This window comes from Hyphomonas atlantica corrig. (assembly GCF_000682715.1).
Classification (GTDB): domain Bacteria; phylum Pseudomonadota; class Alphaproteobacteria; order Caulobacterales; family Hyphomonadaceae; genus Hyphomonas; species Hyphomonas atlantica.
On the sequence record NZ_AWFH01000062.1, the window covers coordinates 1 to 21,982 of the forward strand.

General features: G+C 56.4%; 21 protein-coding genes and 1 tRNA gene. 19 read left to right on the forward strand and 3 right to left on the reverse strand.

All coding sequences use genetic code 11. From position 1 onward, the window contains the following. Positions 1 to 31: 31 nt before the first annotated feature. On the reverse strand, positions 32 to 574 hold the full coding sequence (locus tag HY36_RS15960; protein ID WP_051602890.1) for a carboxymuconolactone decarboxylase family protein: 543 nt from the start codon (positions 572 to 574) through the stop codon (positions 32 to 34). A 73-nt stretch (positions 575 to 647) separates the two neighbouring features. Between HY36_RS15960 and HY36_RS15965 the strand changes: the two genes are divergently transcribed. Beyond that, positions 648 to 723 (forward strand) — tRNA-Trp (locus HY36_RS15965). 108 nt (positions 724 to 831) lie between these two features. After that, on the forward strand, positions 832 to 2,448 hold the full coding sequence (locus tag HY36_RS15970; protein ID WP_035555333.1) for an alpha-glucosidase: 1,617 nt from the start codon (positions 832 to 834) through the stop codon (positions 2,446 to 2,448). Here the strand turns inward: HY36_RS15970 and HY36_RS15975 are convergent. Beyond that, complete coding sequence (locus HY36_RS15975) at positions 2,445 to 3,461, reverse strand: LacI family DNA-binding transcriptional regulator (RefSeq protein ID WP_035554975.1); 1,017 nt, start codon at positions 3,459 to 3,461, stop codon at positions 2,445 to 2,447. The two genes, HY36_RS15970 and HY36_RS15975, sit on opposite strands and share 4 nt — an antisense overlap. A gap of 274 nt (positions 3,462 to 3,735) precedes the next feature. Between HY36_RS15975 and zwf the strand changes: the two genes are divergently transcribed. The 5 genes from zwf to HY36_RS16000 are packed head-to-tail and all read left to right on the forward strand — an operon-like array spanning position 3,736 to position 9,348. After that, on the forward strand, positions 3,736 to 5,205 hold the full coding sequence (gene zwf, locus HY36_RS15980) for a glucose-6-phosphate dehydrogenase (RefSeq protein ID WP_035554978.1): 1,470 nt from the start codon (positions 3,736 to 3,738) through the stop codon (positions 5,203 to 5,205). Further along, the gene (gene pgl, locus HY36_RS15985; protein WP_035554982.1) at positions 5,205 to 5,915 is read left to right on the forward strand and encodes a 6-phosphogluconolactonase; all 711 of its coding nucleotides are present in this window, start codon (positions 5,205 to 5,207) and stop codon (positions 5,913 to 5,915) included. The genes zwf and pgl overlap by 1 nt, the downstream gene beginning before the upstream one ends. After that, on the forward strand, positions 5,915 to 7,747 hold the full coding sequence (gene edd, locus HY36_RS15990; RefSeq protein WP_035555334.1) for a phosphogluconate dehydratase: 1,833 nt from the start codon (positions 5,915 to 5,917) through the stop codon (positions 7,745 to 7,747). Before pgl ends, edd begins: the two co-directional genes overlap by 1 nt. 3 nt (positions 7,748 to 7,750) lie before the next feature. Beyond that, positions 7,751 to 8,716 (forward strand): glucokinase, encoded by a 966-nt coding sequence (locus HY36_RS15995; protein ID WP_035554985.1) that lies wholly within the window; start codon positions 7,751 to 7,753, stop codon positions 8,714 to 8,716. After that, positions 8,713 to 9,348, forward strand: coding sequence for a bifunctional 4-hydroxy-2-oxoglutarate aldolase/2-dehydro-3-deoxy-phosphogluconate aldolase (locus HY36_RS16000; RefSeq protein WP_035554988.1), 636 nt, complete (start codon positions 8,713 to 8,715; stop codon positions 9,346 to 9,348). The genes HY36_RS15995 and HY36_RS16000 overlap by 4 nt, the downstream gene beginning before the upstream one ends. Before the next feature lie 33 nt (positions 9,349 to 9,381). On the opposite strand, the gene purB is transcribed toward HY36_RS16000, so the two are convergent. Continuing rightward, complete coding sequence (gene purB, locus HY36_RS16005) at positions 9,382 to 10,680, reverse strand: adenylosuccinate lyase (protein WP_035554991.1); 1,299 nt, start codon at positions 10,678 to 10,680, stop codon at positions 9,382 to 9,384. Positions 10,681 to 10,884: 204 nt separating this feature from the next. On the opposite strand from purB, the gene HY36_RS16010 reads away from it, so the two are divergent. From HY36_RS16010 to nuoK, 12 genes are all read left to right on the forward strand, one after another. Then, positions 10,885 to 11,808, forward strand: coding sequence for a peptidoglycan-binding domain-containing protein (locus HY36_RS16010; protein ID WP_051602891.1), 924 nt, complete (start codon positions 10,885 to 10,887; stop codon positions 11,806 to 11,808). 238 nt (positions 11,809 to 12,046) lie between these two features. Then, positions 12,047 to 12,421, forward strand: coding sequence for an NADH-quinone oxidoreductase subunit A (locus HY36_RS16015; RefSeq protein WP_035554994.1), 375 nt, complete (start codon positions 12,047 to 12,049; stop codon positions 12,419 to 12,421). Beyond that, positions 12,421 to 12,990, forward strand: a complete 570-nt coding sequence (locus HY36_RS16020) for a NuoB/complex I 20 kDa subunit family protein (protein WP_035554996.1) — start codon at positions 12,421 to 12,423, stop codon at positions 12,988 to 12,990. The genes HY36_RS16015 and HY36_RS16020 overlap by 1 nt, the downstream gene beginning before the upstream one ends. Positions 12,991 to 12,998: 8 nt before the next feature. Further along, a complete protein-coding gene (locus HY36_RS16025) occupies positions 12,999 to 13,625 on the forward strand; it encodes an NADH-quinone oxidoreductase subunit C (protein ID WP_241764241.1) in 627 nt (208 codons plus the stop codon). After that, positions 13,625 to 14,830: an NADH-quinone oxidoreductase subunit D gene (locus HY36_RS16030; RefSeq protein ID WP_035554998.1), complete on the forward strand. Its 1,206-nt coding sequence runs from the start codon at positions 13,625 to 13,627 to the stop codon at positions 14,828 to 14,830. The genes HY36_RS16025 and HY36_RS16030 overlap by 1 nt, the downstream gene beginning before the upstream one ends. 76 nt (positions 14,831 to 14,906) lie before the next feature. Continuing rightward, positions 14,907 to 16,013: an NADH-quinone oxidoreductase subunit NuoE gene (nuoE, locus tag HY36_RS16035; RefSeq protein ID WP_035555001.1), complete on the forward strand. Its 1,107-nt coding sequence runs from the start codon at positions 14,907 to 14,909 to the stop codon at positions 16,011 to 16,013. A gap of 3 nt (positions 16,014 to 16,016) precedes the next feature. Continuing rightward, positions 16,017 to 17,321 (forward strand): NADH-quinone oxidoreductase subunit NuoF, encoded by a 1,305-nt coding sequence (nuoF, locus tag HY36_RS16040; RefSeq protein WP_035555003.1) that lies wholly within the window; start codon positions 16,017 to 16,019, stop codon positions 17,319 to 17,321. Positions 17,322 to 17,326: 5 nt separating this feature from the next. After that, a complete protein-coding gene (nuoG, locus tag HY36_RS16045) occupies positions 17,327 to 19,429 on the forward strand; it encodes an NADH-quinone oxidoreductase subunit NuoG (RefSeq protein ID WP_035555006.1) in 2,103 nt (700 codons plus the stop codon). Between the two features lie 9 nt (positions 19,430 to 19,438). Beyond that, positions 19,439 to 20,527, forward strand: a complete 1,089-nt coding sequence (gene nuoH / locus HY36_RS16050; RefSeq protein WP_035555009.1) for an NADH-quinone oxidoreductase subunit NuoH — start codon at positions 19,439 to 19,441, stop codon at positions 20,525 to 20,527. Continuing rightward, positions 20,527 to 21,012, forward strand: coding sequence for an NADH-quinone oxidoreductase subunit NuoI (gene nuoI / locus HY36_RS16055; RefSeq protein ID WP_035555012.1), 486 nt, complete (start codon positions 20,527 to 20,529; stop codon positions 21,010 to 21,012). Before nuoH ends, nuoI begins: the two co-directional genes overlap by 1 nt. A 60-nt stretch (positions 21,013 to 21,072) precedes the next feature. After that, positions 21,073 to 21,666, forward strand: a complete 594-nt coding sequence (locus HY36_RS16060) for an NADH-quinone oxidoreductase subunit J (RefSeq protein ID WP_035555015.1) — start codon at positions 21,073 to 21,075, stop codon at positions 21,664 to 21,666. Positions 21,667 to 21,670: 4 nt separating this feature from the next. Beyond that, complete coding sequence (gene nuoK, locus HY36_RS16065; RefSeq protein WP_035555019.1) at positions 21,671 to 21,979, forward strand: NADH-quinone oxidoreductase subunit NuoK; 309 nt, start codon at positions 21,671 to 21,673, stop codon at positions 21,977 to 21,979. Positions 21,980 to 21,982: the final 3 nt, after the last annotated feature.

A 21,982-nucleotide genomic window follows, 5' to 3' on the forward strand; every position in this document is an offset into this window, starting at 1 on the left:
CATCCGGGGCGGCCTTTTTTCTTGGGGGGCGTTAGTCCAGTTTGATTTCCGTGCCTTTGGGGCCGCCCTCTTCGACTTCGACCCCAAATGTCTCGAGGAAACGGCAGACCATCATGTAGTATCCGATCAGCAAGACGAGTTCTTCCAGTAGCTCGGCTCCGAAATGTTTGAGGACCGGTTTCAGTGCTCCATCGGAGGGATGTGGATGGGTAACGAGATGGTCAGTGAAGGTCAGGGCGAGCTTCTGTTCGTGGCTGAGGCCCTCGGAGGATGGGCCCGCTTTGACGGCCTCGATCAAATCTGCGTCCATGCCAACGGCAAGCCCGATCGCTTCGTGCTGAGTGGTTTCGTACTTCGCATGAGAGAGATAACCGACCCGAAGAATTACGCATTCGCGCGTCACCGGATCCAGTTTGCCATTCTGAAGAAAAGCTGTGCCCATGCCGACGAAGGGCTTCAACAGGTGAGGAGCATGCGACAACATTCGGAAGATATTGAGCGGCGCAAGCTTCTCCAACTGCAATTTTGTGTCTTCCGGGAGCGCTTCGGCTTCGGGATAGGGAATGCGGGTCACAGTTTTTCTCCTGAGGCTGAACCTCTAGTCTTGCGGCATGTCTTCAATTGAGGCAAACCGCTGTTTCGCCTGAAGGGGTATAGCTCAGTTGGTAGAGCATCGGTCTCCAAAACCGAGGGTCGCGGGTTCGAGTCCTGCTGCCCCTGCCAGGCGTCTTCCAGTTCACCGTCATGATTGGTCGTCCACAAGCGGGCGCTGATTGCTTATTTTTGATGCCATGCGATTGTTGATGGGCAATGCATGATTTGGACGGGAACATGACACAGCGATCACCGAGATCTTTCGATCAGCCTTGGTGGAAGGGTGCCGTTCTCTATCAAATTTATCCGCGTTCGTATCAGGATACGACCGGAAACGGGGTTGGTGACCTGTCCGGCATTACCAGCCGGTTGGAACATGTTGCGTCCCTTGGCGTGGATGGGATCTGGATATCGCCCTTCTTCACATCGCCGATGAAGGATTTTGGGTACGATGTCGCCGATTATTGCAACATCGATCCTGTCTTCGGCTCCCTTGCCGATTTCGATCGCCTTTTGGACAAGGCGCACCGATTAGGCCTCAAGGTCATCATAGATCAGGTATACGCCCACACGTCGGACGCGCACGCGTGGTTCGCGGAAAGCAGGCAGGACCGATCAAATGACCGATCGGACTGGTATGTGTGGCGAGACCCAAAGCCTGATGGTAGTCCGCCCAACAATTGGCAGGCGGTGTTTGGCGGGCCTTCATGGACCTGGGATGCGCGTCGACAGCAATATTACATGCACAATTTCCTGCCGAGCCAGCCGCAGCTCAATCTGCACAATGCGAGCGTTCAGGGGGCGTTGCTGGAAGTGATGCGGTTCTGGCTTGATCGCGGGGTTGATGGATTCAGGCTGGACGCCCTTAATTTCGCGCTGTTTGATCCAGAGTTTCGAGATAATCCACCGAAACAGCGCAGACCCGATGTGATATCGCGTCCCTTCGATCTGCAGGAGCACATATACAACCAATCCCATCCCGACTTGCCCGCATTCCTGCGCCGCTTGCGGTCATTGATGGATGAGTATGGCGACATCTTTTCTGTGGCAGAAGTTCCTGGAACGGATCCGCTGGAAGAGATGCGGGCCTACACGGCTGGAGAGGCGCATTTGCATTCCGCCTACAATTTCGATTTCCTCTACGCTGGAAATCTGACGGCAGAGATATTCGCGCGTTCACAGCGCAATTGGCTGGGCAGTGCAGGGGAAGGCTGGCCGTCCTGGGCTTTCTCAAATCATGACGCACCGCGCTGCATCAGTCGCTGGCTGAGCGAGGCGGATATCAATGTCCGCGCAAAGCTTACCAACGCGCTCCTTTATTGCATGCGGGGCAATCCAATTCTGTATCAGGGAGAAGAGTTGGGGCTGCCGCAGGCTGTTATAGCCTTTGAAGACCTGCAAGACCCTGAAGCGATTGCGAACTGGCCTCGAACCCTGGGACGTGATGGCGCGCGTACGCCAATGCCGTGGAATGGTGATTCCGCGAATTGCGGGTTCAGCAGCTCGAAGCCATGGCTGCCCATCGGGCAAGGGCATGGTGAACGTGCGGTGGCCGTCCAGGAAGCGCAGGCCGATTCTGTGCTCAACTTCACGCGCATGCTGGCAAAGGTTCGTTCAGAGTCGCCAGCGTTGCGCATCGGCGATATTCGAATCGATGTGGCCGAAGGCGATATTCTGGTTTTCCGGCGGAGCATCGAAAGTGAGACCGTAGAATGCGTGTTTAATCTGGGGCCCGCTGAGCAGGACAGTTCTGTCTCACTCGCTGAACCGGAAGACGTTTTGTTCGCTGTCGGAATGCAGGGTTCAAGCCTAGGGGGCTTGCCGCCGTTTTCGTGTCGTGTGTCTCGAATCTAGTTGAGTCCGCAGGATTCCCTCACGATCAGGTCGGTCGGTAGCCGTTCGGACCTCATGGCGCCGTTTTCGCCGGTGGCGATCAGCTTTGCGACCATGACCCGTCCCGCGCGTGTCGGATCCTGTGAAATTGTCGTTAGCGACGGGTGTCCATAGGCTGACAGTTGCAGGTCGTCGTATCCGACAACTGAAACGTCAGACGGAACCTTGAGTCCCTCTCGGGTCAGGCAGCGAATGGCCGCCATCGCAATCAGATCATTACCGGCGACGACCGCGTCGAAGGGAATGCCGCGTTCGAGCAGACTGGTGATCGCGGCCTCTGATGACTCCACGTCAAATCCTGCCTGGAGAGTGAGGTCGGGGTCCACTTCAAGATCGGCACGACGATGCGCGGCAACGTATCCTTCGTAGCGTTGATTGATTTCCGTGTTTGATGTGTCGCCGACAAATGCAAGGCGCCGTCGACCGAGATTAATTAGGTGAGTCGTCGCCTTGTTCCCGCCGCCAATATTGTCTGAACCGATCGAACAGTACTTTTGTCCTGGAATCTCCGCGCCCCAGACGATGAAACGTTTTTCAGTTTCGGCGAGTCGATTGAAGCGCTCGTGCAGGAAGCTTTGCCCCAGGAAAATGACTCCCTCCGCGCGATTGGCCGTCATGATTGAAGCAAGATCATCCTGGTTTTTTGGTGTCAGGTAAGAGATCAACACGTCGCATCCTGCTGAGCGGCCCGCCTCGCTCAAGCCACCAATCAGTTCCTGAAAGAACGGATCCGACACTTCGGTCTGGCGACCGGCAAGCGTTGGGACGACAACTGCAATGGTCGCAGCAGCGCCTGACATGAGGGCGGGCATGGATGGCCGGAAATTGTAATTGTGATCGCGAGCAATCTTCCAGACCCGGCGCTTTGTCTCATCATTCACGGCTGGACTGTTGTTCAGTGCGCGCGATACCGTTGCGATTGAGACGCCCGCAATGGCGGCCAAATCTTCCAACCGCGTTCTAGAGCTGGACATCCTATGCTTCCTCCGCTTATGAACCCCGTAAAACAACGTTGTCACAAGTTATGGTGTATCGTCCATACCTGTGGTTGCGAACGCTGCAAATTTTGCAGTGAATGGTATCTGCCGGGGAGGCATGGACAAATGACTGTCAAATCTGTTCGCCAATTCACGCATATGGCTCGCTGGGCCGTAAAGAAGGCCGGGGATACTGGAAACTTCTCGCGAACTGTACGTAGATGACGCTAGCCCGCCCCGCATTTTTTCCGACTATTGTGGAGACTGCCTGATGGCAAAGTTCATACCCGTCGATCCATTCGACATCGTTATTTTTGGTGGAACAGGAGATTTGTCTCGGCGCAAATTGTTGCCGGCGCTGTTTCATCGCTGGCTTGATGGTCAGATTCCTGAAACCAGCTGCATCGTCGGAACCGCGCGTAGCGAGATGGATACAAAGGCCTATCGCCAGATGGCGAAAGAGGCGTGCGAGGCGGCATCAGGAGATAATTGGGATTCTAAGGAGTGGGCCAGGTTCGAGAAGCTGATCCACTATGTTTCAATCGATGCAACTCAGGAAGATGCGGACTGGGCGACGCTGAAATCGTTCCTCACTCTGGATGACGCGCGTCCGTGTGTTTTCTATCTCGCCACATCGCCCCGCCTGTATGTCCAGATTTGTGAGGCGTTGGGCAAGGCCGGGCTGGCCGAGGAAAACATGCGTGTCGTTCTCGAAAAACCCATCGGGACAGATCTTGAATCCGCCAAGGCGATTAATGATGGCGTCGCCAAGGTTTACGCAGAACGGCAGGTGTTCCGTATCGACCATTATCTTGGCAAGGAGACGGTGCAGAACCTGATGGTTCTCCGATTTGCCAATATGCTGTTCGAGCCGATCTGGTCGCGCAACTATGTTGATCACGTCCAGATCACAGTTGCGGAAGATTTGGGGCTTGAAGGGCGCGCGGACTATTATGACAAGTCCGGCGCACTGCGTGACATGGTGCAAAACCATATGCTGCAGCTGTTATGCCTCACCGCCATGGAGCCGCCCAACAAGCTCGAAGATGATGATGTGCGTACCGAGAAGATCAAGGTACTAAGCGCGCTTGTGCCGATCTCCGGAGATTCTGCCAAAAAGCTGACGGTGCGGGGGCAGTACAAGGCTGGTGTAAAAGACGGAAAGCCAGTGAAAGGCTATCTTGATGAACTCAGCTCGGATGCTGACAGCGCGACTGAGACTTTTGTGGCTATCAAGGCAAGCATTGATAATTGGCGCTGGTCTGGTGTGCCGTTTTACCTGCGCACAGGCAAACGCATGTCCCACCGGCATTCGGACATCGTCATTCAGTTCAAGCCGACCCCGCATTCGATCTTTGGGGAGGGCTATGAAAGCGCCAACCGCCTGGTCATTCGTCTTCAACCTGATGAGGGTGTCAGACTGTTCGTGCAGATCAAGGAGCCGGGCCCAGGTGGCCTGCGGGTAAAGTCTCTTCCCCTCAACTTGTCGTATGCTGAGAGTTTTACCGTCCGGTATCCGGATGCGTATGAGCGGCTTCTGATGGATGTGGTTCGCGGCAACCTGTCTTTGTTCATGCGAAAGGATGAAGTCGAGGCGGCTTGGACCTGGGTCGATGGATTGATCGAAGCCTGGGAGCAATCGGGTGACAGGCCTGAGAACTATTCTGCAGGATCGGACGGTCCACTCGCGGCGGCAATGATGATGGACCGCGATGGGCGGGCTTGGTGGGAGGGATCGTGATGAGTCTCTCGCATGAGTTCCTGTCGTTCAATAGCCGTGAAGAGGCGACGCAATTTGCAACGCGTTTTATTCAGGGTGGGCTTACAAAAGCGCTTGAATCCAAGGCGACTGCTTCTCTCATGGTATCTGGCGGATCGACACCTGGCGGTGTGTTTGATGCGCTGACCGAAACCGGGCTGGATTGGTCGCGCGTGATTGTCGGTCTGGTGGACGAGCGGTGGGTGAACCCGGAGGACGAAGCGTCGAATGAGCGTCTGGTCAGAAATCGGCTGTTAAAGGGTCAGGCAGGCGCGGCCGGCTTCCTTCCGATGAAAACACTGGGTGACGCACCGCAAACTGCCGTGGAGGATAGACATCGCGCATATGGCCCTCATTGTGAGCCTGCGGACGTCGTACTTCTGGGGATGGGAGAGGACGGACACACAGCCAGTTGGTTTCCAAACTCTGGTGGAGTGGCAGAAGCACTTGAAAGCAGTGCGGTGATCGCCGCGATCAATGCGGAGGGGTGCCCGGTCGCGGGCAATCATACGCAGCGCATGACCCTCACTGGTCGCGCAGTAACGGAAGCGGCATCCGCTATCCTTCTGATTTTCGGCGCTTCAAAAAAAGATGTGTACGATAAAGCCTTGTCTTCACCGGTAGAGGAAATGCCGGTTCGGCACGCAATCGACAAGCTAGGGCCGCGCCTGACGGTCGTATGGGCAGCATGATGACAAAAATGAATCCACGCATAGTTGAAATAACAGAACGTATCCGGGAGCGGTCTCGGGATTCGCGGCAAGCTTACCTGGAAATGATCCGTGGTCGACGACCATCAGATTTTGCCCGTCGCCGTATGTCTGAAAGCAGTCTTGCGCATGCATCTGCTGGGTGCGCTGTCATTGAAAAAACCCAGATACTGGGTGCAGGCTGGCCCAATATCGGCATTATTACTGCGTACAACGACATGTTGTCAGCTCATGCGCCGTATCAGGACTATCCCGAGATCATTCGAAATGCTGCGCGAGAGGTGAACGCCATTGCGCAGGTTGCGGGTGGCGTGCCCGCGATGTGTGACGGGGTTACACAAGGCTTCACGGGTATGGAGCTTTCGTTGTTCTCCCGAGATGTTATCGCGATGGCATCGGCAATCGGGCTTAGCCATGATGTGTTCGATGGCGCGATGCATTTGGGCGTGTGCGACAAGATTGTTCCGGGTCTGGTGATTGCTGCGTTGCGGTTTGGGTGGATTCCTTCCATTTTCGTGCCGGCCGGCCCGATGCCATCCGGTCTTCCCAATCCGGAGAAGCAACGTGTCCGGCAACTCTTTGCGGAAGGCAAGGTCGGTCGTGACGCGCTTTTGAAGGCGGAGTCTGAAAGTTACCACACCCAGGGCACTTGCACGTTCTACGGAACCGCGAACTCAAATCAGATGCTCATGGAAGTGATGGGCTTCCATCTGCCGGGCGCGGCGTTTGCAAATCCAGGTACGCCAGTTCGCGAAGCGCTGACACGCGCAGCAACACAAAGAATTGCGATGCTTCACGCGCAAGGTGACGCGTACCTTCCCGCTGGCGAGATGGTAGACGAGCGCTCGGTTGTGAATGCTGTGGTGGGGCTGATGGCTACGGGTGGATCCACCAATCACGCTCTTCACCTTCCTGCTATGGCAGCGGCGGCGGGCATTATTCTGACGCTTGAGGATTTTGCCGACATCAGCGCGGTGACACCTCTGTTGGCGCGTGTCTACCCGAATGGACCGGCAGACGTGAACCATTTTCACGCTGCAGGCGGCATGGGCTTTCTGGTGCGCGAGTTGCTGGCAGCAGGTCTTATGGACGGCAGTGCAATGGGCGTCGCGGGGCCGATCTCGGAATACGGGGTTGAGCCATACTTGAACGATGGCGTACTTTCCTGGAGGCTGGCACCTGAAGAAAGTGCGAATACCGATATACTTCGTCCGGTATCAGATCCTTTCTCGAAGGATGGCGGGCTGCGCATGATGGACGGGCCGATTGGTCTGGGCGTCAGCAAGGTGTCAGCCGTCAAGCCAGAGCATCGCGTTGTCGAGGCGCCCGCAATCGTCTTTGATTCCCAGGAAGCCTTGAAGGCCGCGTTTGATGCGGGACAGCTTGAGCGTGATTTTATCGCAATCGTTCGCTTTCAGGGGCCCGCGGCAAATGGAATGCCAGAGCTGCACACGCTGACACCGCCTCTTGCTGTGCTGCAAGACCGTGGGTTCAAGGTCGCGCTTGTCACCGATGGCCGAATGTCTGGCGCAAGCGGCAAGGTGCCATCTGCAATTCATGTCAGCCCCGAAGGCTCTCGCGGTGGGCCAATCGCGAAAGTGCGCGACGGAGACGTGATCGTCTTCGATGCGGAACGGGGCGTATTGGATATCAAGGTTGATCCGGTTGAATTCGAGGCGCGCTCTGCTGACGAGTATCGCCCGAACGATAGCGGCATGGGCCTGGGGAGAGAGATGTTCACATACTTCCGGGAATTGGCCGGGCCTGCAGCCAATGGTGCGAGTCACTTCAAATTTTCCGGCCGGGGAGACTGACGTATGGGTGACCGGGTATTGGTCGGGGATGTTGGGGGAACCAATGTCAGGTTCGCGCTCGCCAAACGGGCCGACGGAAAGATTGAAATAGAAGAGTTTGCGAAATTGGCCGGCGACAATTTCGATACTTTCGACGCCGCGCTGCAGCAATATTTCGACGATACCGGTCTAACCCCGAAGCAGGCGTGCTTTGCAATGGCGGGGCCAGTGCAGGGCGGAGAAGTGGAGCTTACCAACCGGAACTGGCAGGTGTCCGCAAAACGCCTGTGCGACCGATTTGAATTTGATGATGTTCAGATCATCAATGATTTCACAGCAATGGCACGTTCTGTGCCGGAACACTCCCCTGACTATTTCGAGGAAGTGCTGACCGGCGAAGAGAAGCCCGATCTGCCGGTAATCGTCGCTGGGCCAGGGACTGGGTTTGGCGTGGCCACACTATTTCCGCTTGGTGATGACGCTTGGCGTGTCTTGACGGGCGAGGGTGGTCACATCGCCTACGCTCCCCGAGACACGCTCGAATTCGACGTTGCGAGCGTGCTGATGCGTGATCAGGGCTACGTGTCAAATGAACTGGTCGCTTCAGGCATGGGGCTCGAATACGTCCATAGTGCGTTCTGCGAAGTGTTCGGACGCGACATGGAAGACGTGTCCCCGGAAGACATGCGAAAGCGAGCGGATGCCGGGGATGAAATGTTCGACCAACTCATAGCAATGCGCGCCAAAGCTGTGATGGGTGCAGTAGGAGACTTGGCCCTGGCGAACGGCGCGCTTGGAGGCATTGTGCTTGCTGGCGGCGTGACGGAGAGAATTGTCGATTATCTCCGGCGACCGGAGGCGATAGCGCGATTCAGGGAACGGGGCCCCATGTCTGGTTACCTTGCGAATTGTCCAGTACGCCTTATGCACGATCCCGAAGCGCCACTGATTGGTGCGGCAGCCTATTATGCTCAGGAGATGCAGACATGAATTCTTCGCTCGATGGCCTGAAGGCCGCCGCCAGCAAAGCGCCCATTGTACCGGTTTTGGTTGTTCCTGACGTCGCGGCAGCTGCGCCCTTGGCCAACGCGCTCGTCGAGGGCGGCCTGACGACGGCGGAAGTGACGTTGCGCACACCAAGCGGTCTGAAGGTCATTGAGGAAATGAAAAAAGCGTGTCCTGAACTCATCGTTGGTGCGGGCACGGTTCTGACAGGGGAAGACGTCAGGAACTCGCTGGCTGCTGGGGCAGACTTCCTGGTTTCTCCGGGCATGTCGCCGCGCCTGCTGGATGCGCTCGGCGATCACAAGGATGTCACCATTCCGGGCGTTGCGACGGCGAGTGAGGCGATGACGCGCTACGAGGAAGGCTTCGGCATGCTGAAGCTGTTTCCCGCCGCGATTGCCGGTGGCGTGGCAGCCTTGAAGGCGCTTTCCGGGCCGCTGCCACATTTGCAATTCATGCCAACCGGTGGAGTGAGTGCCGACAATGCTGGAGAGTATCTGGCGTTGCCGAATGTCGTCGCAGTTGGCGGGTCATGGATCGCAACGGAGAAAGACGTCTCATCCGGCGCGTGGGCAGACGTGACGAGCAAAGCAAAAACGGCGCTCAGCAAAATCTGAGCGCCGTCTGCCAATTTTCCTGAGACGGCGCTATCAGGCGCGCCCGAAAACCCGTTCGAAGATCGTATCGACTTGTTTGAAGTGGTAGTCGAGATCGAACAGGTCTTCGAGTTCGGCATCTGACAGGCGAGACGAGACTTCTTCGTCCTGTTTAAGAAGGTCAAGAAGATCACCTTCCTTGTTCCAGGTGCGCATCGCATTGCGTTGCACGAGGCGATAGCTGTCTTCTCGGCTGATGCCCTTTTCTACGAGCGCGAGCAGAATCCGCTGGGAATTGTGCAGCCCGCCCATGCTGTTGATCGTACCGATCATGGCGTCGGGATAAATCACGAGATTCTCAACAACACCGCCCAGGCGATGAAGCGCGAAATCAAGGTGCACGGTTGCGTCAGGGCCGATGCCGCGTTCAACGGATGAGTGGGAAATGTCACGTTCATGCCAAAGAGCGACATTCTCCATCGCTGGCGTAACCGACGAGCGAACGAGCCGGGCGAGACCGGTAAGGTTTTCTGTAAGGACCGGGTTTCTCTTGTGAGGCATCGCAGAGGAGCCTTTTTGGCCAGCCGAGAAAAATTCTTCGGCTTCAAGCACTTCTGTGCGCTGCAGGTGGCGAACCTCAGTAGCCAGGCGCTCAATGGAGGATGCGATGACGCCCAACACGGAGAAGAACATTGCGTGGCGATCGCGTGGGATAATCTGCGTGGAAACGGGCTCTACCTGCAGGCCCAGCTTTTTGGCAACGTGTGCTTCAATGGCCGGGTCGATGTTGGCAAACGTCCCGACCGCTCCTGATATGGCGCAGGTCGCGACTTCTTCCCGTGCCAGCTCCAGGCGTTTACGGGCACGTTGGAACTCTGCGTGGAATGTCGCGAGCTTGACGCCAAATGTCGTCGGCTCGGCATGGATGCCGTGGCTGCGACCGATGGTCGGCGTGAGTTTGTGCTCGAATGCGCGCTTTTCCAACGCAGCCAGGACGCGATCCACTCCCGTCAGAAGCAGATCAGTTGCGCGGACGAGCTGGACGTTGAAACACGTGTCCAGAACGTCTGAAGATGTCATGCCTTTGTGGAGAAAGCGCGCTTCCTCGCCGACATGTTCGGCGACATTGGTGAGGAAGGCGATGACGTCGTGTTTTACTTCACGTTCGATTTCATCAATACGATCCACATCGAAACCGGCGCGCTCTCGTACAGCGGCGGTGACGCCTGCGGGGATAAGGCCTTTCTGCTCCATCGCTTCGGCGGCGAGCGTCTCAATCTCCAGCCAGATGCCGAATTTCGACTCGGGCGACCAAATGGCTGCCATTTCGGGGCGGGTGTATCTGGGGATCATGTTTTACCTCGGCGCTGGGAGTTCGGCCCTCTAATACTGATTGAGCCAGATAAAACCAGTGCCTGTTCCAAGGGATCGCAGGCCTAATTGCTTTGACAATTGCTGCGCAGCGGCGTCGATGACTTGGTTCGTCGCCGAAATAGGTGCATTTCTTGGCGAGTCAGGCGTGGTTTCGCGAGGAGTTCGGCGATGACAGTGAGGTCTATGCTGGTGATTGGGGCGATTTCCTTCCTGGCGCTAGAAATGCGTGCCGAAGAAAATGCCCGCATATGCAAGGCTCCAGTTGTTGTGCCAGCAACGTTCGAGATTGTGACAGAGCAGATACTGGACCAGCCGGAACGCACCGAAATCCAGACCGTGCCCCCTAAATACGAATCTGTGGAAAGGCAATTCCAGGTCCAGGCTCCGACAATTCAGTATAATATAGTGCCGGCAATCTATGAGACGGTCACTGAACAGGTTCAGATCAAGCCTGAGCGTACTGAAACCGTTGTAATTCCAGCAGAATATGAGTCTTACACCGAGCAGATACTCGTTCAGCCAGCGCATACGGTTTGGCGGTTAAAGCCGCAATATCTGGGTGAGGCGTTGGGGCTGGATGAGCGTAGCTCGACAGATTTGAAGGATTACTTCGAGGCTGTGGATGTTCCCGCCGAGTACCAGTCGGTGACGAGAACGCGGATTGTTACGCCGGAGCGATCTGAAACACGCATTATTCCTGCGCAATATCAGACGCTGGTGAAGCGAGTTGTGGTGGAGCCGTCGCGTATTGAGGAAGTGCACAAGCCTGCTGAATACGAAATTGTTCAAGTAGAAGAGTTAGTGGCTCCGGCTCGAGAGGAGTTTGTGTCCGTTCCTGCTACCTATCGCACGATTGAAAAAAAGGTCGCCGCCAGTGAAGCCGTTCTTTCCTGGCGAGATGCGCCATGCGAGGATCAGCTCTCCGTTGGCGACATCCGGCGCATTCAAGCGGCCTTGGCTACGGCCGGATTCCAGCTTGAAATTGACGGAGTTCTGGGACCGACAACCCTGAATTCGTTGAGCGAGTATCAGCGTAAGAACGGGCTGGCCGAGGGGCGTGTCACGTTTGAGTCGCTCAACATGCTCGGCGTCCAGTTGACGCAGTAATTATTTTGAGAATGAATCTCAAAAATGCTTGAAAATTCATGGAATTGGCAGGCTAGCTGTTGATCTGGCGGAACTTTTCGGCGTGACGCACCGCCGCAGAAACATGCCCGTGAATTAGGCAATTATTCGAGCTAGACTTAGTCGCTGCGATATATTGCGTCTGTCTGTTGCGCCATAAGCGAAACCGTCCTAATCCGGCGCCAGATCAAGCCACCCTTGGGGCAGGAGAATAGGTGACATGTCAGAAATTGAACGCTTGGCGCTCGATTATTTGCCGGTGATAATTTTCCTGGTTATCGGCGCCGTGATTTCGGGCCTGTTCATTGCAGGTTCTGCGCTACTGGCGCCCAGCGATCCTGATCCGGAGAAGAACTCAGCCTATGAATGTGGATTCCCGGCATTCGATGATGCGCGGATGAAGTTCGACGTGCGATTCTATCTCGTCGCGATCCTTTTCATCATCTTCGACCTCGAAGTGGCTTTCCTGTTTCCATGGGCCGTTAGCCTCGGAACAATCGGCCTCGTTGGTTTTTGGTCGATGGTTGGTTTCCTCGGCGTTCTGACCATTGGGTTTGTTTACGAATGGCGCCGCGGCGCGCTGGAGTGGGAATAATGGCAGACGATTTCAAGACCTATGCTCTTGGCGGCGCCCGCACTGGCGTTGAGGGCGGCTTCGCGCCCGGAAATGATGATCCATTTTATACCGGATTGTCCGACCAGTTGGCCGATAAGGGCTATTTTACCGCTGCGGCGGATGATCTGATCACTTGGGCGCGCACGGGGTCACTAATGTGGATGACCTTCGGCTTGGCATGTTGCGCAGTAGAGATGATGCACGCGGGCAACCCACGCTACGACCTTGAGCGTTTTGGGATGGCACCGCGTGGCTCGCCGCGCCAGTCGGACGTCATGATCGTCGCCGGAACGCTGACCAACAAGATGGCTCCAGCGTTGCGGAAGGTTTACGACCAGATGCCGGAACCGCGCTATGTAATCTCGATGGGCAGCTGCGCGAATGGTGGTGGCTATTACCACTACAGCTACAGTGTTGTGCGGGGATGCGACCGCATCGTGCCGGTAGATATCTATATTCCGGGCTGCCCGCCGACAGCGGAGGCGCTGGTCTATGGTTTCCTCCAGTTGCAAAAGAAAATTCGCCGCGAAGGCTCCCTGGAGCGCTAGAGGCTGACATGATGACGAGTGAAGCAATCGAAGCCCTTACCGAATTGGGCGCGCATATCGCAGGCCGACAGCCTGATGCTGTGAAGTCCGCCGATGTTAACGTTGGCGAGCTTACCATTATGGCCGAACGCGATCATGTCTTGGGTCTGCTGCGTTTTCTGCGGGATGACCAGCAGTGCAACTTCGAGACGTTGATTGATATCTGCGGTGTTGATTATCCGGAGAATGCAGAACGCTTTGAAGTTGTTTATCATCTTCTGTCCATGCGCATGAATCATCGCATCCGCGTGCGCGTGAGCACGGATGAAGATACACCGGTTGCAAGCATTACGAGTCTCTGGCCATGTGCTGACTGGTTCGAGCGTGAAGCCTTCGATATGTACGGCATCCAGTTCGCAGACCATCCGGATTTGCGCCGAATTCTGACTGATTACGGCTTCGAAGGGTTCCCGCTCCGCAAGGACTTCCCGCTGACAGGGCACTACGAGGTGCGTTACGACGATCTTGAAAAGCGCGTCGTGTATGAGCCTGTAGAGCTGCCGCAAGAGTATCGCAATTTCGATTTCCTCTCACCATGGGAAGGTATGACGGGTCATATTCCCGGTGACGAGAAGGCCGAGGAGCCGACCGAATAATGGCTGACACTGCGCACATCTCTGAAATGGAAGACCGCAAGTTCACTTTGAACTTTGGTCCGCAGCATCCTGCTGCGCACGGCGTGCTTCGCATGATCCTTGATCTCGATGGCGAGATCGTTACCCGTGTCGACAGCCACATTGGCTTGCTTCACCGTGGCACTGAAAAGCTGCTGGAGTACAAGACCTACCTGCAAGGTATGCCATACTTCGACCGGCTGGATTACTGCTCACCCATGAACCAGGAGCATGCCTGGTGTCTGGCGATCGAGAAACTTCTGGGCGTTGAGGTTCCGCGCCGTGCGAGCTTGATTCGTGTGCTTTATTCCGAGCTTGGCCGGATCATGTCACACCTGTTGAACGTTGGGACAGGGGTGATGGATGTCGGTGCGCTGACCCCGATTACCTGGTGTTTCGAAGAGCGTGAGAAACTGTGCGTGTTCTACGAGCGAGCGTCAGGCAGCCGGATGCACGCAGCCTATTTCCGTCCAGGGGGCGTTCATCAGGACCTACCTCAGAACCTGATCGACGATATTGCAGAATGGTGTGAGCATTTTCCTCGTCTGCTCGATCAGATTGAGAGCCTCGTCACCGAAAACCGTATCTTCAAGCAGCGCAATGTCGACATCGGCGTCGTTGATGAGAAAACCATCATGGACTGGGGCTTTTCCGGTGTGATGGTGCGCGGATCCGGGTTTGCCTGGGATCTGCGTCGGTCCCAGCCATACGAGTGCTACTCGGAGCTCGACTTCAAGATTCCGGTTGGCCGCAATGGCGATAACTATGATCGCTATGTCTGCCGCATGGAGGAGATGCGCGAGTCGGTGAAGATCATGCAGCAGTGCATCGATTTGATGTCCAAAGAAGGGCCGGGCCCGGTCCTGCTGGCGGGGTCGAAAATGGCGCCACCGCGCCGCGCCGAGATGAAGAATTCGATGGAAGCGCTAATCCACCACTTCAAGCTGTACACGGAAGGGTTTCACGTTCCCGAAGGCGAGTGCTACGCGGCGGTCGAGGCCCCGAAGGGCGAGTTCGGCGTGTATCTGGTTTCTGACGGAACCAATCGGCCATACCGCGCGAAGATACGTGCGCCGGGCTATCCGCACCTGCAGGCGATGGATCATCTTTGCAAGGGGCATATGCTGGCGGATGTATCGGCGATCCTAGGTACGCTGGACATCGTGTTCGGGGAGATCGACCGGTGATCACGATCTGGGCAAAATTTTTGCGCGCCTCCGCTAAGCGGAATGTTGGCGCGACTGTTTCGAGAAGGGGCGAGTAGTGGCACTGCGCCGTTTTGATATTGAGGCTGGTGGCGATACATTCGCATTCAAGCCTGAGACCGAGGAAAAGATCTCGTTCTGGCGGAATAAATATCCGTCCGACAAACAGCGCTCGGCTGTAATTCCGCTGCTGTGGCTTGCGCAGAAGGACAACAATGGCTGGCTGTCCGAACCTGCGATGCGCGAAGTCGCGGATCGTCTGGAAATGCCATACATTCGCGTGTATGAGGTCGCGACCTTCTACACGATGTTCCGTCTGCAGCCGGTCGGAAAATACCATATCCAGCTTTGCGGGACGACGCCATGTCAGTTGCGTGGTGCCGAAAAACTCAAGGAAGTTTGCCAGACAGAAATTGGCAAGCAAATGTACGTCACGGATGACGGCCGCCTTTCCTGGGAAGAAGTTGAATGTTTGGGTGCGTGCGTGAATGCGCCGATGGTTCAGGTCAATGATGACTACTATGAGGATCTGACGCCAGAGTCGCTCGCCGTCATTCTCAACAAGCTGAAGAATGGCGTGGAGACGCACGCCGGACCGCAAGTAGACCGGATCAATAGTGCGCCTGAAGGCGGCACGGCGATCTTGACCGATCCAGACCTGTTTAACGGTTCGCGCAACGAAGTCGCCTTCTTGCCAAACTTGCCAACGGCTGAGCCAGAGCCCGAAGCGACCGCAGCCGGTAATCCCGAGGAAGGCGCGCCGACAAACACGCAGCGCGAAGTTCCGCAAAAGGAGAATGCTGGCAAGACGACGCTGATCTCCAAGACCGAGAAGGCTTCAGAAGGTCAGAATGCGGCAAGTGCTGAAAAGCCTGCTGCGGTCGAAGTGCCGACGGATCAGCGTGACGATCTCAAGCGGATCAGCGGGATCGGCCCGAAGAATGAAGACGCGCTCAACGCGCTTGGTATCTTCACATTCCAGCAGATCGCCGACTGGACACCGGCAAATGTCGACTGGGTGGAAGACTATATGAGCTTCCCTGGTCGGATCGAGCGCGAAGATTGGATTGGTCAGGCAAAACTACTGGCCTCCGGAGGCGAGACGGATTTTTCAAAGCGTGTCGACGCTGGCGAAGTTGAATCCAGCAAGGATGACGAGGAATAGGGCATGCTGCAGGACAAGGATCGTATCTTCACGAACCTCTATGGTTTGCACTCGCCTGATCTTGAGTCGGCGAAAAAGCGTGGTGCGTGGCATCTGACCAAGGAGATGCTGGACCAAGGGCCGGATTGGATCTGTGATCAGATCAAGGCATCGGGTTTGCGCGGCCGTGGTGGTGCGGGATTCCCGACAGGTCTGAAGTGGACCTTCATGCCCAAGGAAGTGCGCGACCGTCCGCATTATCTCGTGGTCAATGCGGATGAATCCGAGCCAGGCACGTGCAAGGACCGTGAAATCATGCGTCACGATCCGCACTTGTTGATCGAAGGGTGCATGGTGGCTAGCCGCGCAATGCGTGCACACAAATGCTATGTGTACTTGCGCGGAGAATACATCAATGAACGCCACGCCTTGGAGAAGGCGGTCAAAGAGGCATACGAAGCCAAGTTGATTGGCAAGGATAACGTGAACGGTTGGGACTTCGATCTCTACGTTCATCACGGTGCAGGCGCGTATATTTGCGGTGAAGAGACGGCATTGTTGGAGAGCCTCGAAGGCAAGAAGGGACAGCCACGCCTGAAGCCACCATTCCCGGCCAATGCTGGACTTTATGGCTGCCCAACGACGGTGAACAATGTCGAGTCGATTGCGGTTGCGCCGACTATTCTGCGCCGCGGCGCTGAATGGTTTGCGGGCTTCGGTCGTCCGAACAATACCGGCACAAAACTCTTTTGCATCTCCGGTCATGTGAACAAGCCGTGCAATGTCGAGGAAGAAATGTCGGTCACCTTCCGTGAGCTGATCGACAATCATTGTGGTGGCATCCGGGGTGGATGGGACAATTTGAAGGCCGTCATCCCTGGTGGCTCGTCGGTGCCGATGGTGCCCGCCGAACAGATCATGGATGCCTACATGGATTTCGATACGCTGCGGGACTTGAAATCCGGTCTCGGCACTGCAGCGGTGATCGTGATGGACAAGGATACAGACCTGATCAAGGCGATCGCGCGTCTGGCATACTTCTACAAGCACGAATCATGCGGCCAATGTACGCCGTGCCGGGAAGGCACCGGCTGGATGTGGCGTGTTATGGAGCGCATGGTGAAGGGCGAGGCGGAGCACGATGAGATCGAGACTCTGCTCGACGTAACGAAGCAAGTGGAAGGTCATACGATCTGTGCGCTGGGCGACGCTGCGGCGTGGCCGATTCAGGGGCTGATCCGCCACTTCCGACATGAAATCGAAGATCGCATCAACCAATACAGGCTGCCGCGCGCCATGGTGCAGGGCGCAGTTGTGGCAGCGGAGTAGAGATTATGTCTGACGATCTTTTCAAGCTGAACGTGGATGGCAATGACATTGAGGTCCCGCGTTCGTATACGTTGATGCAAGCGTGCGAAGAGGCCGGTGCCGAAATTCCGCGCTTCTGCTATCACGAGCGCCTGTCTGTGGCCGGTAACTGCCGTATGTGTCTCGTCGAATGGGAAGGTGCGCCGAAGCCGATTGCATCCTGCGCTCAGACTGTTGGCGACATGCGTCCTAATCGCGATGGGTCTGCACCGAACATCCGCACCAAGGGTGCGTATGTGGAGAAGGCTCGCAATGGTGTGATGGAATTCCTGCTGATCAATCATCCGCTGGATTGCCCAATCTGCGACCAGGGTGGTGAATGCGACCTTCAGGACCAGGCTATGGCCTATGGGCGCTCCGGCAGCCGCTATGATGAGAATAAGCGCGCGGTTGAAGACAAGAATATGGGGCCTCTGGTCAAGACGATCATGACGCGCTGTATTCAGTGTACGCGCTGTGTTCGGTTTGCGGCTGAGGTAGCGGGCGTTGAAGAACTCGGCATGATTTCGCGTGGCGAGAATGCAGAGATCACAACCTATCTTGAGAAAAGCCTCACGTCTGAACTTTCGGGCAATGTGATCGACCTTTGCCCCGTCGGCGCGCTCACCTCCAAGCCATATGCGTTCAATGCGCGTCCGTGGGAATTGCGCAAGACGTCCTCTATCGATGTAATGGACGCTATGGGCGCTGCCATCCGAGTCGATGCGAAGGGCGATGGCGTGATGCGCATCCTGCCTGAGGTGAGCGAAGGCATCAATGAAGAGTGGCTCTCCGACAAGTCGCGCTTTGTCTGGGATGGTCTCGCGCGTCAGCGGCTCGACAGGCCTTACATTCGCGAGAATGGCAAGCTGCGGCCGGCCACTTGGGGCGAAGCGTTTGGGGCCGTCAAAGCAGCTCTCTCGGTTCCGGCTGAGAAGATTGGCGTGGTCGCAGGTGACCTGATCGAAGTCGAACAAGCAAAAGCGGCGCTCGACCTGTTCCGTAGCCTCGGCGTAGCGAGCACAGATTGCCGTCCAGTGGGGGCACAATATGGTGTAGACGGCGTGCGCGAGCGTTACATTCTCAACGGGACGCTCGCGGGCGTTGAAGACGCGGATGCGCTCCTTTTGATTGGGACGAACCCACGTGTTGAAGCCGCAGTCTGGAACGCTCGCATCCGCAAGACCTGGCTGTGGGCTGACTTGAAAATCGGTCGTATCGGCGAAGCTGCAGACCTGACCTATGACCATAGCTGGCTCGGCGACGGTGCTTCGGCGCTTGCAGATATCCGCAACACTGATTTCGGAAAAGTTCTGGCCGGTGCCAAGCGTCCGATGATCGTTGTGGGTGAGGGGGCGCTTTGTGGCGAGGGCGGGCGGGCCGTTCTTGCGGAGGCACTGAAACTCGCAAATGAGATCGGCGCAGTGCAGGACGGATGGGCAGGCTTTGGTGTGCTCCACACTGCTGCGGGCCGAGTGGGTGCGCTGGATGTAGGCTTCGTGCCGGGTGACGGCGGGGCTGCTACCGGTGAGATCCTGTCCGGAAGCAAGGACACGGTCGTGTTGCTCGGCGCGGACGAAGTGAATTTGTCCGGTTTGGACGGCTCGACGGTTATTTATGTTGGCTCGCATGGCGATGCCGGAGCGGCTCGGGCGGACATCATCTTGCCGAGTGCAGCCTACACGGAGATGACCGCGACCTATGTGAACACCGAAGGCCGTGTTCAAATGACTTCCCGGGCCGTGCAGCCAAAGGGCGAGGCTCGCGAAGGATGGGCGATTTTCCGTGCCCTGTCGGATGTGATGGGCAAGACCCTTCCTTACGATACCGCTGAGGCATTGAGAGATGTGCTTCGCGGTCCAGAAGGCGAAAGTACAGTTTTCTCTGGCTTGGGATTTGCGCCCGGGGCGATGGGCGCTGAGGCCCTCAAGGCACCCGTGGAGGGTGTGGAAGGTTCGCTTTCTACCGCGACATTCCGTCCGGTGTTTGACGATTTTTACCTGACGAACCCGATTGCACGGGCGTCCAAGACGATGGCCGAATGTTCAGCGCTGGCCTCAGCGCTAGACACTCCGGTAGCAGCGGAGTAGGGCGGCGCCATGAGTAACTACGTCGAATCTCTTGGGCAACTTTGGGGGCCGCTGATGGTCCTTGGCCAGATCGGCCTGTTTACGCTTGTATTGCTTTTGTCGATCGCCTTCTTGCTACTGCTGGACCGAAAGGTCTGGGCGGGCGTGATGATGCGGAAGGGCCCCAACGTGGTCGGGCCGTTTGGCCTGATGCAGTCTTTCGCCGACTTCGGAAAGTTCCTCCTCAAGGAGATCGTCATACCGGCCGGCGCGAACAAGACGGTATTCCTGATCGCGCCAATTCTTACATGTACTTTGGCGTTTGCCGCATGGGCGGCGATTCCGGTTGCGCCGGGCACAGTCAGCGGTACCAGCTGGGTGATCTCAAACCTCAATGTCGGTGTATTGTATTTGTTTGCGATCAGTTCGTTGGGTGTCTACGGCATCATCATGGGCGGTTGGGCGTCTAACTCGAAGTATCCGTTTCTCGGTGCCCTGCGGTCTGCAGCTCAGATGGTATCCTATGAGGTGTCCATCGGATTTGTAATTGTGACAGTTATCCTGCTTGTCGGTTCCATGAACCTGACGGATATCGTCAACGCTCAGGAAGGTGGCATTTGGACATGGCATGCCTTCAGCTTTCAGCATTTCCCGCTGATTGTCGTTATGTTCCCGATGTTCGTGATCTTCTTTGTATCCGCGCTTGCTGAGACAAACCGTCCACCATTCGACCTTCCAGAGGCTGAGTCCGAACTAGTGGCCGGCTATCAGGTTGAGTACGGATCTACCCCGTACCTGCTGTTTATGCTCGGCGAGTATCTAAACATTGTTCTGATGTGCGCGCTGATGACGATCCTGTTCCTTGGCGGCTGGCATGGTCCATTCTCGCTCGGCGAAGAGTTTGTACGCGATCACCCATTCATCAATGCGTTTTCGGGCCTGTTCTGGTTCATGTTCAAGATTCTGATCCTGTTCATCCTCTTCGCATTGGTGAAAGCAATTGTTCCGCGGTACCGCTACGATCAGTTGATGCGCCTTGGTTGGAAGATTTTCTTGCCCACTTCGCTTGTCGCCGTCCTGATCGTGTCGGGTTACGTCGTCTACTTGGGAGTTCAGTGATGAGTCTGGCTCAAACCATTCGCGGCGCGCTTCTCACAGACTTTCTCGGTGCGCTTGTTGTCGCTGTGCGGGAGATGTTCTCGCGCAAAGCAACTGTGAACTATCCTTTTGAAAAGAATCCGCTGTCTCCTCGTTTTCGTGGTGAGCACGCGCTTCGTCGCTATCCCAGCGGCGAAGAGCGCTGCATTGCATGCAAGCTGTGTGAGGCAATCTGTCCGGCCCAGGCAATTACGATTGAGGCTGAGCCGCGCGCGGATGGCGCTCGCCGCACGACGCGCTACGACATTGACATGGTGAAGTGCATTTATTGTGGCTTCTGTCAGGAAGCGTGTCCGGTCGATGCGATTGTCGAGGGACCGAACTTCGAATTTGCGACCGAGACGCGCGAAGAGCTGTTCTATGACAAGGACCGCCTGCTGGCGAACGGAGATCGCTGGGAACGGCTGATCGCCAAGAATCTGGAACTCGACGCGCCTTACCGTTAGGCGCCGGTATTTTTAACTCGCGGGGCGTAGGCTCCGCCAAGAAAGGGGCCTTGTAGGGCTGTGGCAGTCTTCGCTTTCTATCTGATTGCGGCCGTCGTGCTCGTCTCGGCGCTGTCCGTGATCATGGCACGCAACCCCGTGCATTCGGTGTTGTGGCTCATTCTCGCTTTCTTTTCATCGGCGGGGCTGTTGGTGCTGATTGGCGCCGAGTTCCTCGCGATGCTGCTCGTCGTTGTCTATGTTGGCGCCGTGGCGGTGTTGTTCCTGTTTGTCGTAATGATGCTCGATGTTGATTTTGTTGAGCTAAAACGCGGCACGCTGCGGTATTGGCCATTCGCCGTTCTGGTCGGCATCGTGTTTGCTGCCGAGATTGTTCTCGCCTCTGTCGTCGGTACGTCGGAAATGACCACGAATTTCGACGCGTCGCCCGGTGCAGAGACGAACGCTGAGGCGATCGGCCAGGTGATGTACACCCAGTACCTTCTGCTGTTCCAGATGGCCGGCGTAATTCTGCTGGTGGCAATGGTTGGGGCGATCGTCCTGACGCTTCGCCACCGTCCGGAGACCAAGCGTCAGAACATTGCCAAGCAGACGTCTCGCCGCCGTAGCGATGCCTATGAATTGAAGGACCCCAAACCGGGGCAGGGGATCTAGGATTATGGACCTCGGACTTTCTCATTATCTCGCCGTTTCTGCGGCCCTGTTCACGATTGGTGTCGTAGGCATATTCGTGAACCGCAAGAATATCATCGTCATTCTTATGGCGATCGAACTGATCCTTCTTTCCGTGAATCTCAATCTGATTGCATTTTCCGTGTTCAGCGGAACGATTGCGGGACAGATTTTCGCGATGTTGGTTCTGACCGTTGCCGCTGCTGAGGCTGCGGTCGGGCTCGCTATCCTTGTTGTTTATTTCCGCAACCGCGGCGACATCTCGGTTGAGAATGTCGACATGATGAAGGGGTAGGAT